The 13,845-nt window shown below is 71.9% G+C and carries 13 protein-coding genes; 8 read left to right on the top strand and 5 right to left on the bottom strand.

The genetic code is table 11. The features are described from left to right. Nucleotides 1–904: lysophospholipid acyltransferase family protein (locus tag GUY61_RS23930; RefSeq protein ID WP_166632302.1), on the top strand; the 904-nt coding region annotated here is incomplete at its 5' end. A 90-nt stretch (nt 905–994) separates the two neighbouring features. Here the strand turns inward: GUY61_RS23930 and GUY61_RS23935 are convergent. The 3 genes from GUY61_RS23935 to GUY61_RS23945 all read right to left on the bottom strand — a co-directional run bounded on the left by GUY61_RS23935 (nt 995) and on the right by GUY61_RS23945 (nt 4,732). Beyond that, on the bottom strand, nt 995–2,239 hold the full coding sequence (locus GUY61_RS23935; protein ID WP_166632303.1) for a DUF5667 domain-containing protein: 1,245 nt from the start codon (nt 2,237–2,239) through the stop codon (nt 995–997). A 291-nt stretch (nt 2,240–2,530) separates the two neighbouring features. Next, on the bottom strand, nt 2,531–3,328 hold the full coding sequence (locus GUY61_RS23940) for an ECF subfamily RNA polymerase sigma factor, BldN family (protein ID WP_166632304.1): 798 nt from the start codon (nt 3,326–3,328) through the stop codon (nt 2,531–2,533). Between the two features lie 450 nt (nt 3,329–3,778). Further along, a complete protein-coding gene (locus GUY61_RS23945; protein ID WP_166632305.1) occupies nt 3,779–4,732 on the bottom strand; it encodes an HAD family phosphatase in 954 nt (317 codons plus the stop codon). Between the two features lie 136 nt (nt 4,733–4,868). Between GUY61_RS23945 and GUY61_RS23950 the strand changes: the two genes are divergently transcribed. From GUY61_RS23950 to hemB, 6 genes are all read left to right on the top strand, one after another. Further along, nucleotides 4,869–5,150, top strand: a complete 282-nt coding sequence (locus tag GUY61_RS23950; protein WP_166632306.1) for a glutaredoxin family protein — start codon at nt 4,869–4,871, stop codon at nt 5,148–5,150. A gap of 269 nt (nt 5,151–5,419) precedes the next feature. Beyond that, nucleotides 5,420–6,241, top strand: a complete 822-nt coding sequence (locus GUY61_RS23955; RefSeq protein ID WP_166632307.1) for a redox-sensing transcriptional repressor Rex — start codon at nt 5,420–5,422, stop codon at nt 6,239–6,241. Then, nucleotides 6,238–7,932, top strand: a complete 1,695-nt coding sequence (locus GUY61_RS23960) for a glutamyl-tRNA reductase (RefSeq protein WP_166632308.1) — start codon at nt 6,238–6,240, stop codon at nt 7,930–7,932. The genes GUY61_RS23955 and GUY61_RS23960 overlap by 4 nt, the downstream gene beginning before the upstream one ends. Continuing rightward, a complete protein-coding gene (hemC, locus tag GUY61_RS23965) occupies nt 7,929–8,897 on the top strand; it encodes a hydroxymethylbilane synthase (protein WP_166632309.1) in 969 nt (322 codons plus the stop codon). The genes GUY61_RS23960 and hemC overlap by 4 nt, the downstream gene beginning before the upstream one ends. 44 nt (nt 8,898–8,941) lie before the next feature. Beyond that, nucleotides 8,942–10,606, top strand: coding sequence for a uroporphyrinogen-III synthase (locus tag GUY61_RS23970; protein ID WP_166632314.1), 1,665 nt, complete (start codon nt 8,942–8,944; stop codon nt 10,604–10,606). A gap of 360 nt (nt 10,607–10,966) precedes the next feature. Further along, a complete protein-coding gene (gene hemB / locus GUY61_RS23975; RefSeq protein ID WP_166632310.1) occupies nt 10,967–11,959 on the top strand; it encodes a porphobilinogen synthase in 993 nt (330 codons plus the stop codon). A gap of 389 nt (nt 11,960–12,348) precedes the next feature. Here the strand turns inward: hemB and GUY61_RS23980 are convergent, their stop codons facing one another. Together GUY61_RS23980 and GUY61_RS23985 are read right to left on the bottom strand one after the other, a co-directional pair. After that, nucleotides 12,349–12,600, bottom strand: coding sequence for a DUF397 domain-containing protein (locus GUY61_RS23980; RefSeq protein ID WP_166632311.1), 252 nt, complete (start codon nt 12,598–12,600; stop codon nt 12,349–12,351). After that, nucleotides 12,597–13,421: a helix-turn-helix transcriptional regulator gene (locus tag GUY61_RS23985; RefSeq protein WP_166632312.1), complete on the bottom strand. Its 825-nt coding sequence runs from the start codon at nt 13,419–13,421 to the stop codon at nt 12,597–12,599. Before GUY61_RS23985 ends, GUY61_RS23980 begins: the two co-directional genes overlap by 4 nt. Nucleotides 13,422–13,578: 157 nt before the next feature. Here GUY61_RS23985 and GUY61_RS23990 point away from each other — a divergent pair, with 157 nt between their 5' ends. After that, nucleotides 13,579–13,761, top strand: coding sequence for a hypothetical protein (locus tag GUY61_RS23990; RefSeq protein WP_166632313.1), 183 nt, complete (start codon nt 13,579–13,581; stop codon nt 13,759–13,761). The last annotated feature ends 84 nt before the right edge of the window (nt 13,762–13,845 follow it).

A 13,845-nucleotide genomic window follows, 5' to 3' on the forward strand; every position in this document is an offset into this window, starting at 1 on the left:
CCCCAAGGCCCTCCCCGAGGCGCCCGCCGCCGCGGAGGAGGAGCGGCCCGTGCACCGGGAGAACGGCGGCTGGGACCGCCGCATCGCGGGCGGACTGTCCTTCCTGCGGCGCAGACTCACCGGGGACTACGAGGTCGACGACTTCGGGTACGACAAGGAGCTCACCGACCAGGTCCTGATGTCGCTGCTGCGGCCGGTCTACGAGAAGTACTTCCGGGTCGAGGTGAAGGGCATCGGCAACATCCCCTCGGAGGGCGGTGCGCTGATCGTCGCCAACCACTCGGGGACGCTGCCGCTGGACGCCCTGATGATGCAGGTCGCCGTCCACGACAACCACCCGGCGGGGCGGCACCTGCGGCTGCTCGCCGCGGACCTTGTCTTCATGCTGCCCGTCGTCAACGAGCTGGCGCGGAAGGCCGGCCACACGCTGGCCTGCACGGAGGACGCGGAGACGCTGCTGGGGCGCGGTGAGGTCGTCGGGGTGATGCCGGAGGGCTTCAAGGGCATCGGCAAGCCGTTCGGCGAGCGTTACCGGCTGCAGCGGTTCGGCCGGGGCGGCTTCGTCTCCACGGCCCTGCGGGCCGGGGTGCCGATCGTGCCGTGCTCGATCGTCGGGGCCGAGGAGATCTACCCGATGATCGGCAACGCCAAGACGGTCGCGCGGCTGCTGGGCTTCCCGTACTTCCCGCTGACGCCGACGTTCCCGTGGCTGGGTCCGCTGGGCGCGCTGCCGCTGCCGACGAAGTGGACGATCCAGTTCGGTGAGCCGATCCCGACGGACGGCTACCCGCCGGAGGCGGCCGAGGACCCGATGCTGATGTTCAACCTGACGGACCAGGTGCGCGAGCAGATCCAGCACACGCTGTACAAGCTGCTGGTGCAGCGCAGGTCCGTGTTCTTCTGAGCGTGCCCGGTGCCGCGAAGAAGTTGGGCGCCCCCGGCCGAGGGGGCGCCCAACTTCTTCGCGGCCTTCTTCGTACGGGGGACGGCCCTGCTAGTCGACGTCCTCGCCGTCGATGCCCAGGCCCGGCAGGATGCCGGGGAGCAGCGGCGGGAGGGTGATGTCGGGCTCCGACGTGCTCGTGGAGCCGCTGGGGCTGGGGCTGGTCTGTGCCGGCGGGTCGAGCAGTCCGCCGCCGTCCGAGCCGCCGAGCAGTCCGCCGTCGTCCTCGGTGTCCTCCTCCGCGCCGCTGCCGCGTCCCGAGCCGCCGGGCTTGGTGCTGCCGCCCGTGGTCCCGGCGCCTTGAGAGACGGCGGGGGAGGAGGCCGCCGGGTCGTCCGGTGAGGTGACGGATCCGGAGCCGTCCTCGGCGCCGCCGGGCTGCTGGGAAGCCTGGTCCGAGCCGGGACTGCCCTCGCCGGGCAGCATCGAGCGCAGCGGCTCGACCTCCTGCTCTATGGCCTCGAAGACCTCGTTGACCTCGTTCCCGACGTCGGCCAGCTGGGCGGGCAGCCGTTCGCGCAGGCGGCTCCAGGGGTCGCGGTGCGAGTCGGAGAAGGCGGTGAGCGCCTGGATGGGGGCGAGCGAGCCGTTCTTCTCGAAGGCGTCGTGCAGCAGCCGGTGGCCCTCGGCCGCGTCGTGGCGCATTCCGGACAGGGCGCGCCTGACCTCGCCGAGTGTCTCGTGGTCCAGCTCTCCGCGGCGGTCCCGTTCCATGAGCCTGCGGGCCTCGCCGAGGCGGGTGGATGCCTGGTCCAGGTAGAGCCGACCGCGGTCGTCCTCGTCGTCGGCCATGCCGAGTCTGAGGTCCTCCATGCCGCGCTTCAGCGCGTACAGCGAGTCGCCCGGCAGGGCGTCCGAGCTGGCCGCTGCCACGCCGCCGAGGGCGCCGGCGGCCACGCCTACGGTCAGTCCGCCCGCGGCGAGTTTGGACCATGCTCCGCCCTGCCGCAGTCTGCGCAGCGGGGCCGCGCGGTGCGCGCCCTTACGCGTCCGCTGCTCGGGGACCTGAGGGTCCCCGATCGCGCCGCCGGCCAGCATGGCCTCCATGGCGGCGACGAGTTGCGCCCGCTGCACCACTTTGACCTCGGGGTCGAGCTGCGGCGGCGGCAGTTCGCCCAGGCCTCTGGCGAGGGCGAGCAACCGGGTCCGCTCGGCCTGTTCCGCCGAGGTCCGGCCACTGCCCTGATCGCCCGCCGCCTGCTCGGGCTGCCGGGCCGACGTGTCCTGGAGCGCTTCGTCCTCCAGGGCCTGGGCGAAGGCGTTCGCCCGCCGGTGCGCCGATACGTTCGCGATCACTGGCGGCACCTCCTCTCGTCATGACGGTCGACTCCCCCAAGGGTCCGGAAGGTTGCACACCTTGAACACATCCACACGATCGAGTGAGTGGCTGCGGGCATGGCGTGACCACAGGGAGCCTGCATCCCGCCCAACGAGCGGCACGGCACCTGGGTTACGGACTCCCGATGATCGGACCGGAGCGTCATTGTCCCGTCACAGACTGTGGATGGAAAGGTGTTGTGGTCGTTTTCGATCCCGGGCTTCCGGGGCTCCCGAGGTGTGCCCGGGTCACCGGGCGGGGTGCGCGGGCTACCGGGCGTCCTCCGGCAGCAGCCGGGCCAGGGTGCGCACCGCGCGGTACTGGAGCGTCTTGATGGCGCCCTCGTTCTTGCCCATGACCTTGGCGGTCTCGGCCACCGAGAGGCCCTGCAGGAAGCGCAGGGTCACGCACTCCTGCTGCTGCGGGTTGAGTTTGCGCACGGCTTCGAGGAGCGCGGCGTTGGAGAGCGACTCCAGGACGGAGTCCTCGGGGCTGCGCTCGACCTCGTTGGCGTCGAGCATTTCGCCCGTGGTCACTTCGAGGCGGAAGCGGCTCGACTTGAAGTGGTCGGCGACCAGGTTCCGGGCGATCGTGACCAGCCAGGCGCCGAAGTCACGGCCCTGCCAGGTGAAGGTGGAGATGCGGCGCAGGGCGCGCAGGAACGTCTCGCTGGTGAGGTCCTCCGCGGTCGCCTTGCCGCCCACGCGGTAGTAGATGTACCGGTAGACGGTGTCGCTGTACTGGTCGTACAGGCGGCCGAAGGCCTCGGCCTCCCCGGCCTGGGCGCGTTCGACCAGGTCCATCATGCGGCCGCTGTCACTGTCCGCGCCCGGCCTGCGGGCGGCCGCGGAGGCGGTTGGGGTGCGGCTGCGTCTGCCGACGGCGGCCCCCCCGTCCGCCAGCGCGTAGCAAGGCCCGGCAGGGCCCGCGCCGGCGGCCGCGGCGGGGACGGCCGCGGCGAAGGCGGGTGCGGCGTACGCGGTGGGGACGAAGCCGCGCAGATGGTCGAGGACCGTTGCGCGCAGCGTAGCCAGGCCCGAGGCGTCAACCCCGACGTGTGGGTACACGAGACTCCCAGAGGCAGAGCTTCCATCACGTTCAGTACGGGACCGTTCACCCGTCGTGGCGACGCGTGGGTACCGGTGTGCGTCTGAGGAGAATAACGCTTCGTACAGGGAGCACTACACCCAGTTGCCCAAATCGTCGGTTACGTCGTTCCCGTTGTCGATTGGCGATCGTTCAAGTTGCTACGGCCAGCCAGGAATTGACCGTTTTTTCGCAAGATCTGCGTGAAATGGGGAGTGTGTTGTGGTCCCTGACGCCCAATCCGACTGGCGGGAACCATGAGTGGGCGGGGAAGGACCGTTTCCCCAGGCGGAAGCGGGAACGGCGGGTGCGCGACGCGGCGGTGACGTCGCGCGGTCGCCGACGCGGGCCGGCGTCGCTGTCCGGCCCCCGGACCCCGGCGGTGGCGTCGCTCTCCGCCACGATCCCGGCGGCGGGTCAGCGGCGGTGGGTCAGCGGCGGCGGCGGTGCAGGGCCACGGCGGCGGCCGTGCCCCCGGCGAGCGCGCCCACGCCCGCCGCGGCGGGGATGCCGACCTTCGCGGCCTTGCGGCCGGTGCGGTAGTCCCGCAGCCGCCAGTCCCGCTCCCGCGCGTACTTGCGCAGCTTGCTGTCCGGGTTGATGGCGTACGGATGGCCGACCAGCGACAGCATCGGGATGTCGTTCGACGAATCGCTGTACGCCGCGCAGCGGGACAGGTCCAGGCCCTCGGCGGCAGCCAGCGCGCGCACCGCCTCCGCCTTCGCGGGCCCGTGCAGCGGCTCGCCGACGAGCCGGCCGGTGTAGACGCCGTCGACGGACTCGGCCACCGTGCCGAGGGCGCCGGTCAGGCCGAGGCGGCGGGCGATGATCGTGGCCGTCTCGACCGGGGCGGCCGTGACCAGCCACACCTTCTGGCCCGCGTCCAGGTGGGCCTGGGCGAGGGCGCGGGTACCCGGCCAGATCCGCTCCGCCATGTACTCGTCGTAGATCTCCTCGCCGATCTCCATCAGCTCGGAGACGCGGTGCCCCTTGATGATGGACAGTGCGCTGTCCCTGGCGTCCTGCATGTGCTCGGGGTCCTCGACGCCCGCTAGCCGGAACCAGGCCTGCTGCCAGGCGAATCTGGCCAGCTCACGGCGCTGGAAGAACTTGCGCCGGTACAGCCCGCGACCCATGTGGAAGATCGCGGCGCCCTTGATCACCGTGTTGTCCAGGTCGAAGAAGGCGGCGGCGTGCTCGTCACCGGTGACGGGGAACTCCGGCTCCGCGGGTTTCTCCGCGCCCGTCTCCAGGGCTTCGAGGACATCGAGGGCATGCGCCTGCCGCTCCGACTTGCGCGCCGCCTCGGCTGCTGCCTCGCCGGCCAGCACGCTGCGCGCGGTCGCGGAGCGCCTACGGGGGGTGAGCCATCCCAGTGCGGCCATGACGTGAGCATAGCCAGTCTGTTCAGTACTTCCGGCGTCGCGGGGCTTGCAGGGCGTGAACTCCTGGTTACGCAGACGAGTGGTGTGCTGTTCCACTGGCATTCCCGGTGATGTGCGGGGGCGGGACAATGTCCGTATGAGCCCCATGTTTCGTACGAGCAAGAAGAACGACGCGGCGGACCGGGTGGTCACTTTGATCGGCAGGCCCGGCTGCCATTTGTGTGAGGACGCACAGCGCGTGGTGGAGAAGGTGTGCGCGGAAACCGGTGCCGTGTGGGAGTCGAAGGACATCACTCAGGACGCTGAGCTGCACCGGAAGTACTGGGAGGAGATCCCGGTCGTTCTCGTCGACGGCAAACAGCACACCTTCTGGCGCGTCGATGAAAACAGGCTCCGTCGCGCACTGGGGGCGCGTTAGGGAAACGCAGTACCATCGGGGCGATTTGGGGGATCTCGGGGGCTTGATCGTAAGGAGTGTGTTCGGTTGTGCCCCCTTCTGATCTTCAACGGCGCGGCCCCGGCGGGAGTTCCGGTGATCGGACTCCGGGGCGCGTGAGCCCGGTCACTTTGCGCGGACAAAGCGGACACCATCTTTGTGCACGCGTTCACAAAGACATAGCCTGCATTCGACGGGGCGGTCCTGGGACGTACGGCCGCCTGCAGCCTCGCTCTACCCGCAGGAGCACCGTGGCAACTGGCCGAACTCACCGACCGGCGACCCGTAGCCGAGGAATCCCCGAGGCCACCGTCGCCCGCCTTCCGCTCTATCTGCGCGCCCTGACCGCGCTGTCCGAGCGGTCGGTCCCGACGGTGTCCTCCGAGGAACTGGCCGCGGCGGCCGGGGTCAACTCCGCGAAGCTGCGGAAGGACTTCTCCTACCTCGGTTCCTACGGGACGCGCGGTGTCGGGTACGACGTCGAGTACCTCGTCTACCAGATCTCCCGTGAGCTCGGGCTCACCCAGGACTGGCCGGTCGTGATCGTCGGTATCGGTAACCTCGGTGCCGCTCTCGCCAACTACGGCGGCTTCGCGTCCCGCGGTTTCCGGGTGGCCGCGCTGATCGACGCCGACCCGGCGATGACCGGCAAGCCGGTGGCCGGGATGCCGGTGCAGCACACCGAGGACCTCGAGAAGATCATCACCGAGAACGGTGTCTCCATCGGCGTCATCGCCACCCCTGCGGGCGCCGCCCAGCAGGTGTGCGACCGGCTCGTCGCCGCCGGTGTCACTTCCATCCTGAACTTCGCGCCGACCGTGCTGTCCGTGCCGGACGGGGTCGACGTGCGCAAGGTGGACCTCTCCATCGAACTGCAGATCCTCGCTTTCCACGAGCAGCGGAAGGCCGGCGAGGAATCGGCCGCCGCGGCGGCCGCCGCCGCGGACGGCCAGGTGCCGGGACCCGTGGCGCCGCCCGTGGCCACCACCGAAGCGGCGGCCGAAGCGGTGGCCGGCGCGGCCGCCGACCGGAAGGGACCCGACGGGGACGTGCCCGCCGTGATGCCGGCATGAGTCTGCTCGTCGTGGGCCTGAGCCACCGCAGCGCGCCGGTGAGCGTGCTGGAACGGGCCGCGCTCACCGCCGAGGCCCAGCACAAGCTGCTGCACGACACGCTGGCCGCCGAGCCGGCGACCGAGGCGGCGGTGCTGGCCACGTGCAACCGCATCGAGCTCTACGCCGACGTGGACAAGTTCCACGCCGGTGTCGCCGAGCTGTCCACGCTCCTCGCCCGGCACAGCGGCGTCGGGCTGGAGGAGCTCACCCCCTACCTCTACGTGCACTACGAGGACCGTGCCGTCCACCACCTGTTCTCGGTGGCCTGCGGCCTCGACTCCATGGTCGTCGGCGAGGGCCAGATCCTCGGCCAGATCAAGGACACCCTCGCCCGTGCCCAGGACCTGCACACCGCGGGCCGGCTCATCAACGACCTGTTCCAGCAGGCCCTGCGGGTCGGCAAGCGCGCCCACTCCGAGACCGGGATCGACCGTGCCGGGCAGTCCCTGGTCACCTTCGGCCTGGAACAGCTCGCCGCCGGCGCGCCGGTCGGCGACTGGGCGCGGGGCAGGCGCGCCCTCGTCATCGGCGCCGGCTCCATGTCCTCGCTCGCCGCGACGACGCTCGCCCGCCTCGGTGTGACCGAACTCGTCATCGCCAACCGAACACTGGAGCGGGCCGAGCGTCTTGCCGCCGCGCTCGGCGAGGCGACCGACACGCTCACCGTCAGGGCCGTCACGATGGAGGCCACCGACGCCGAACTGACACGAGTCGACGTCGCGATCTCATGCACCGGCGCCACCGGCCTCGTCCTGACCGCCGATGCCGTCGCCGACGCGCTCGCCGCCCGCCCCGCTCCCGCCGCCAAGCAGCCCGCACCGAGCCTGCGCGCCCCCGAGGGCAGCCTCGTCGCGCGGCTCGCCGCCGCCGCGGAGCGGCACGGACGCATCCCCGAGAACCCCGCCCCCGCGGTTCCCGCGGCCGGCGCCGAGACCGACGGCGGCTGTCCCGTCGGCCTGGACGACTCCGGAATCCCGGCGGCCCGCGCCACCGACACCGACGCGGCGGAACTGCACGCGGCCTGGGTCGCGGCCGGCTCGGCCGAGCGGCAGCCCGCCCCGCAGCGGGTGGTGATCGGAAGCGGCGCCCAGGCGGCGCCCACCGCCGCCGCCGAGCCCGTACGCCTCACCGCCGCGAACGGCCACGCACGGCTCGCCCTGCTCGACCTCGCGATGCCCCGCGACATCGACGCCGCGGTGCACCGCGTCCCCGGCGTCCGCCTCGTCGACATCGAATCGCTGGCCGAGGCGTCCGCGGACGCCCCCATGGCCGCCGACGTCGAGCAGGTGCGCACCATCGTCTCCGACGAGGTCGCGGCGTTCGGCGCGGCGCAGCGCGCCGCACACATCACGCCCACCGTGGTGGCCCTGCGCGCCATGGCCGCGGACGTGGTGGCCGGCGAGATCGCCCGGCTCGACGGGCGCCTGCCCGACCTGGACGAGCGGCAGCGCGCCGAGGTCACCCAGACCGTGCGCCGCGTCGTCGACAAGCTCCTGCACGCCCCGACCGTGCGGGTCAAGCAGCTCGCGAGCGAACCCGGCGGCGCCGGGTACGCGGACGCGCTGCGGGAACTCTTCGACCTCGACCCCGAGACGGTCGCCGCCGTCAGCAGGGCCGACACCCGTGACCCGAATCGAGGCCGGGCATGAACAGCCATGCACCACTGAAGCTGGGAACCAGGCGGAGCAAGCTCGCCATGGCCCAGTCCGGAATGATCGCCGAGGAGGTCCGCCGGGTCACCGGCCGGCCCGTCGAACTCGTCGAGATCACGACGTACGGGGACACCTCCCGCGAGCACCTCGCGCAGATCGGCGGCACCGGGGTGTTCGTCACCGCGCTGCGCGACGCGCTGCTCCGCGGTGAGGTGGACTTCGCCGTCCACTCCCTCAAGGACCTGCCGACGGCGCAGCCCGAGGAGCTGACGCTGGCGGCGCTCCCCCAGCGCGAGGACCCGCGCGACGCGCTCGTGGCCCGCGACGGCCTGACCCTCGAACGGCTCCCCGACGGGGCGCGGGTCGGCACCGGCTCGCCGCGCCGGACGGCGCAGCTCAACGCGTACGCCCGTAACCACGGACTGCGCATCGAGACCGTCGCCATACGCGGCAATGTCGACACCCGCATCGGGCTCGTCCGCAGCGGTGAACTGGACGCGGTCGTCCTGGCGGCCGCCGGCCTCAATCGCCTCGGCAGGAGCGACGAGGTGACCGACTTCCTGTCGGTCGACCACATCCTGCCCGCCCCCGGCCAGGGGGCCCTGGCAGTCGAGTGCACCGCGCACAACGCGGACCTCGCCGCCGCGCTCGCCGAGCTCGACGACCCGTTCACCCGGGCCGCCGTGACCGCCGAGCGCTCCCTGCTCGCCGCCCTGGAGGCCGGCTGCAGTGCTCCCGTGGGCGCACTCGCCGACCTGCTGGCCGACGGGCAAGGGGAGACCTTCCAAGAACTGCGCCTGCGCGGCGTCGTCGGTACCACCGACGGTTCCTCGCTGGTGCAGCTGTCCACCACCGGTCCCGTACCTAAGTCGCACCACGACGCCCTGGCACTCGGTCGCGAACTCGCCACCGAGATGCTCGCCAAGGGTGCGGCCGGTCTTATGGGGGAGCGAGCACATTGAGCCCCACCACCTCGAACCTTCCCGCAGCTGTCGCCACGGTCGGCATTGTCGCCGCACATGGGCACGGGCACGTCACCTTCCTCGGTGCCGGACCCGGGGATCCGGGACTACTGACGCTGCGCGCCGTGGAGGCACTGGCGGCCGCTGACGTCCTGGTCGCGGAACCACAGGTGCTGGACGTCGTAAGGACGCATGCGCGGTCCGGGGCGGACGTGCCGCGGCTGGCCGCGCACGACCGGGATGCGCAGCACGGGCACGCTGACGAGACGTCAACGTCCCCGTCCATCCCCTCAGTCGGGGATGCGGTCAATCTTGTCATGGAGGCCGCGAGGGGCGGCAAGCGGGTCGTCCGTGCGGTGTCGGGCGATCCGGGACTGGACGGCAACGCGGGCGAGGAGATGCTCGCGTGCGCCGCCGCGGGCATCCCCTTCGAGGTCGTGCCGGGCGTCGCCGCCGCGGTCGGCGTGCCGGCGTACGCCGGTGTGCCGCTGCGCGACGCGCAGGGCGCCGACGTCCGCTTCGTCGACGCACGCACCGCCTCGCAGCGCTGCTGGGCCGAGGTGGGGGCGTCGGACGCCACCGCCGTCGTCTCCACCACGCTGGACACGGTCGTCGCCGCGGCGGGCGAACTGGTCGCGGCGGGCCGCAAGCCCGACACCCCGCTGACCGTCACCGTCGCCGGTACGACGACCCGCCAGCGGACCTGGACGGCGACCCTCGGCACGATCGCCCAGGTGTTCAAGCAGGGGAAGGTGCTGCCGTCCCCCGAGGGGCACCAGCCGGTCATAGCCGTGGTGGGTGAGCGCAGCGGGGCCGCGCAGCGCGATCAGCTCGCCTGGTTCGAGTCCAAGCCGCTGTTCGGCTGGAAGGTCCTGGTGCCGCGCACCAAGGAGCAGGCGGCCTCGCTCTCCGACCAGCTCAGGTCGTACGGGGCGGTGCCGCACGAGGTCCCGACCATCGCCGTCGAGCCGCCGCGCACCCCGCAGCAGATGGAGCGCGCCGTCAAGGGCCTGGTCACCGGCCGCTACGAGTGGATCGCCTTCACCTCGGTGAACGCGGTCAAGGCCGTGCGCGAGAAGTTCGAGGAGTACGGGCTCGACGCCCGCGCCTTCGCCGGGATAAAGGTCGCGGCCGTCGGCGAGCAGACCGCGAGGGCGCTGGTCGAGTTCGGCGTCAAGCCGGACCTTGTGCCCAGCGGCGAGCAGTCCGCCGCCGGACTGCTGGAGGACTGGCCGCCGTACGACCCGGTCTTCGACCCGATCGACCGCGTCTTCCTGCCGCGGGCCGACATCGCCACCGAGACGCTGGTGGCGGGCCTGATCGAGCTGGGCTGGGAGGTCGACGACGTCACCGCCTACCGGACCGTGCGCGCCTCGCCGCCGCCGGCCGAGACCCGTGAGGCGATCAAGGGCGGCGGCTTCGACGCGGTGCTGTTCACCTCGTCGAGCACGGTGCGGAACCTGGTCGGCATCGCCGGGAAGCCGCACAACGTGACGGTGATCGCCTGTATCGGTCCCGCCACGGCCAAGACCGCCGAGGAGCACGGCCTGCGGGTGGACGTGCTGTCGCCCGAGCCGTCCGTGCACAAGCTGGCCGAGGCCCTCGCCGCGTTCGGCGCGGCGCGGCGCGAGGCGGCGAGGGAGGCCGGCGAGGCCGTCACGAGGCCGAGCGAGCGGCGTCCCGGCGCGAGACGCCGCCGGACGACCTGAGCGGGGCGTACGACCTTCTGACGGGCCCGTGCCGACGGCGGCACGGGCCCGTCGTCCGTGCAGGCCTGTCGCCGGTGCCGGTGCCGGTGCGGGTGCGGGTGCGGGCGGTGGGTGCGGGCGGCGTGGGTGTTCCGCCGCCCGGTGTGGGCCTTGTGCCCGGCGGCGGCTCTGTGCCCGCATGGGCGTCGACGGTCGCTGCCCGGCGTCGGGGTCGGCGTTCTGTGCCGGGCATGGGCCTTGTGCCCCGCGTCGGGTTTCCGCACCCGGCACGGAGGCTTTCGCACGGGCGGGTGCGGCGCGGGCGTAGCGTAGACATGTCCACGATGTCCACGAGTACGACCGAGCGCGAGGCGGATGTTCATGAGCGTGTACGGATCCTTCCCGGGGGCGCGTCCCCGGCGGCTGCGGGTCAGCCCCGCGATGCGGCGGATGGTCGCGGAGACCCGCCTGCACCCGGCGGATCTGATCCTGCCCGCGTTCGTGAAGGAGGGCATCAGCGAGCCGGTGCCGATCTCCGCCATGCCCGGTGTCGTCCAGCACAGCCGGGACACGCTGCGGAAGGCCGCGGCGGAGGCGGCCGGGGCGGGCGTCGCCGGGATCATGATCTTCGGTGTCCCCGAGGACGGGAAGAAGGACGCCCTCGGCACGGCGGGCACCGACCCCGACGGGATCCTCCAGGTCGCCATCCGGGACGTGAAGGCCGAGGTCGGCGACGAGCTGGTGATCATGTCCGACCTGTGCCTCGACGAGTACACGGACCACGGCCACTGCGGTGTGCTGGACGCCGGGGGCCGGGTCGACAACGACGCGACCCTGGAGCGGTACGCCGAGATGGCCCAGGTCCAGGCCGACGCGGGCGTCCACGTGGTGGGCCCGAGCGGCATGATGGACGGCCAGGTCGGGGTGATCCGCGAGGCGCTGGACACCATCGGCAAGGAGGACGTCTCGATCCTCGCCTACACGGCGAAGTACTCGTCGGCGTTCTACGGGCCGTTCCGGGAGGCCGTCGCCTCCTCCCTGACGGGCGACCGGAAGACGTACCAGCAGGATCCGGCGAACGTCCGGGAGTCGCTGCGGGAACTTGCGCTGGACCTCCAAGAGGGCGCCGACATGGTCATGGTCAAGCCGGCCGGCCCCTACCTGGACGTCCTGGCGAAGGTCGCCGAGGCCGTGGACGTGCCGGTGTCCGCGTACCAGATCAGCGGTGAGTACGCGATGATCGAGGCGGCTGCGGAGAAGGGCTGGATCGACCGGGACAAGGCGATCCTGGAGGCCCTGCTCGGCATCAAGAGGGCGGGCGCGAGCACGATCCTCACGTACTGGGCGACCGAGGTCGCGAGGTGGCTGCGCTGAGCGCACCGCCGGCGGGCCGTTGCGCGGCCCGGTGCGCGGCATCGCCGACGCCGTAGCCGTCGTCGACGGCCTGGGCCGCCCGGACGGCCTGGACGGTTCGGACGGCCTGGACGGTTCGGACGGCCTGCGGGGCACCGCCCTGCCTGCGGCGGGCTGGGAGCGGCTCGCCGAGGTGCTGAGCGGACTGGGCCGTACAACGGGTCCCGCGGGTCTGTCGTACCCGCCCGCGCTCGCGCCGCGGGGCCGCGTTCCGTCGCACGGCGGCGGCTGCCCCGCGCCCGCCGTGCGGGTATTGACGCGGTCGGTGCCCGGGGAGTGGGGGTTCCGGCGGGGCGGTGTTGTGAACGGTGGCCGTTGCGGCCCCGCACGGCCACCCCGCACAACACGGGTCAGCCGGAGGTGCCGGAGCAGGCGAAAGCCGTGAAGGCGGTCCAGGCGGAGGGGGCGAGGGTCAGCATGGGACCGCTCGGGTTCTTGGAGTCCCGGACGTGGACGGCGGTGGGGTGGGCGGCGACTTCGAGGCAGTTGCCGCCCTCGCTGCCGCTGTGGGTGGACTTGCGCCAGGCGTAGGCGACTTCGAGGCACTCGCCGCCCTCGCTGCCGCTGTAGCTGGACTTGAACCACGTCGGTGCGGTGCTCATCGCTCTCCTACCAGCTGATCCAACAAGGCTTGGGAGTCTTCGGAGTTGAGTGCCTGAGTCCGCAGCATCGCATATTTCTGGGCCAGGATGGACACCTCGTCCGGATCAGTGACGAGTTGGCTTCCGCGCTGGGTCTCGCTGTAAGCGAGGTGCTGGTGGTCAGGCGTCTCCAGCAGGACGAAAGGGCCGTCCAGTGCTGCGTGGTAGACCCTGCCGAGCGGCATGACCTGGAGTGTGACCCCCAGGAGGCAGGCGTACGCGCGCAGGTGCCGCAGCTGTTCGGTGTGCGTCTCGTTCCCTCCGAGCCTGTCTCTCAAGACGGCTTCCCAGATGACGAAGCTCAGATTCGGCGGCACATCGCGGCGCAGGATCGACTGGCGCTCCATGCGTGCGGCGACCTGTGATTCGACCTCTTCCTCGCTGAAGGCGGGGACCCTGCTGCGGAAGACCGCGCGTGCGTACGCCTTGGTCTGGAGCAGGCCGGGGAGCACCTGGTTCGCGTAGAAGCACAGCGCCAGTGCCTCCCGCTCCAGATCCATGTACTCCTCCGCCCATGCCGGGATGCGGTCCACCTCCGGCAGGTTGTCGACGGCGACCGACAGTGCCCCCTTCGTCCCCAGCCGTTCGTCGAAGCGCGCCGCCAGGTCGTGCTTCAGGGGGCGGCGGCCCTGTTCGATGGAGGCGACCGTCTCCTCCGCCAGGTTGAACTCCGCTGCCAGTTCGCGTTGGGTGAGGCCGGCGGCCTCGCGGAAGCAGGCCAGTTGCCTGCCGACCAGCCTCATGGCCGAGGCGTTCTTCCGGTGCCTTCGCGTCGTGTGCATATGGATGCAACCCTCCACCCGTATCCGTACGTCACGCCCGGGCGCCCGTACGCGAAATCCGTACGGGTCGGCGCACTGTTCGCAGGGGAACACGGAATGTGACGCTCCCCTCGTGAAAGAGGTCACTCAACACTCTTACGTGCGACATCAGTTCGTCATGGACACGGACACAGGCCGACTCGGCGAGGTCATGGGCTCGGAGGGCGGCACGCTTCAGCTCCGTCCGCCCGGCGGCGGGCTGGAGTGGGACTGCCGGCCGGAGGCGGCGCGCCCGGCGAGTCCCGGCGAGGAGCTGAGCGCCAAGGTCGCCCACGCCAATCACCGCCCGCGGAGGTGGTGAGCGTGAACGGTGCGCGTGACGCGGTCGCCAGGGCGCTCGGCGCCGCGGGCGGGGCCCTGGTGCGGCTTGGGGCACGGGTGAGGG

Source organism: Streptomyces sp. GC420, assembly GCF_009916105.1.
Taxonomy (GTDB): Bacteria; Actinomycetota; Actinomycetes; order Streptomycetales; family Streptomycetaceae; genus Streptomyces.

Excerpts from the sequence above, each read along its gene's own strand:
- hemB (WP_166632310.1), top strand. The coding sequence starts at position 10,967 with ATGAGCGTGTACGGATCCTTCCCGGGGGCGCGTCCCCGGCGGCTGCGG.
- GUY61_RS23945 (WP_166632305.1), bottom strand. The coding sequence starts at position 4,732 with ATGGCCGCACTGGGATGGCTCACCCCCCGTAGGCGCTCCGCGACCGCG.
- hemC (WP_166632309.1), top strand. The coding sequence starts at position 7,929 with ATGAACAGCCATGCACCACTGAAGCTGGGAACCAGGCGGAGCAAGCTC.
- GUY61_RS23950 (WP_166632306.1), top strand. The coding sequence starts at position 4,869 with ATGAGCCCCATGTTTCGTACGAGCAAGAAGAACGACGCGGCGGACCGG.
- GUY61_RS23985 (WP_166632312.1), bottom strand. The coding sequence starts at position 13,421 with ATGCACACGACGCGAAGGCACCGGAAGAACGCCTCGGCCATGAGGCTG.
- GUY61_RS23990 (WP_166632313.1), top strand. The coding sequence starts at position 13,579 with ATGGACACGGACACAGGCCGACTCGGCGAGGTCATGGGCTCGGAGGGC.
- GUY61_RS23980 (WP_166632311.1), bottom strand. The coding sequence starts at position 12,600 with ATGAGCACCGCACCGACGTGGTTCAAGTCCAGCTACAGCGGCAGCGAG.
- GUY61_RS23960 (WP_166632308.1), top strand. The coding sequence starts at position 6,238 with ATGAGTCTGCTCGTCGTGGGCCTGAGCCACCGCAGCGCGCCGGTGAGC.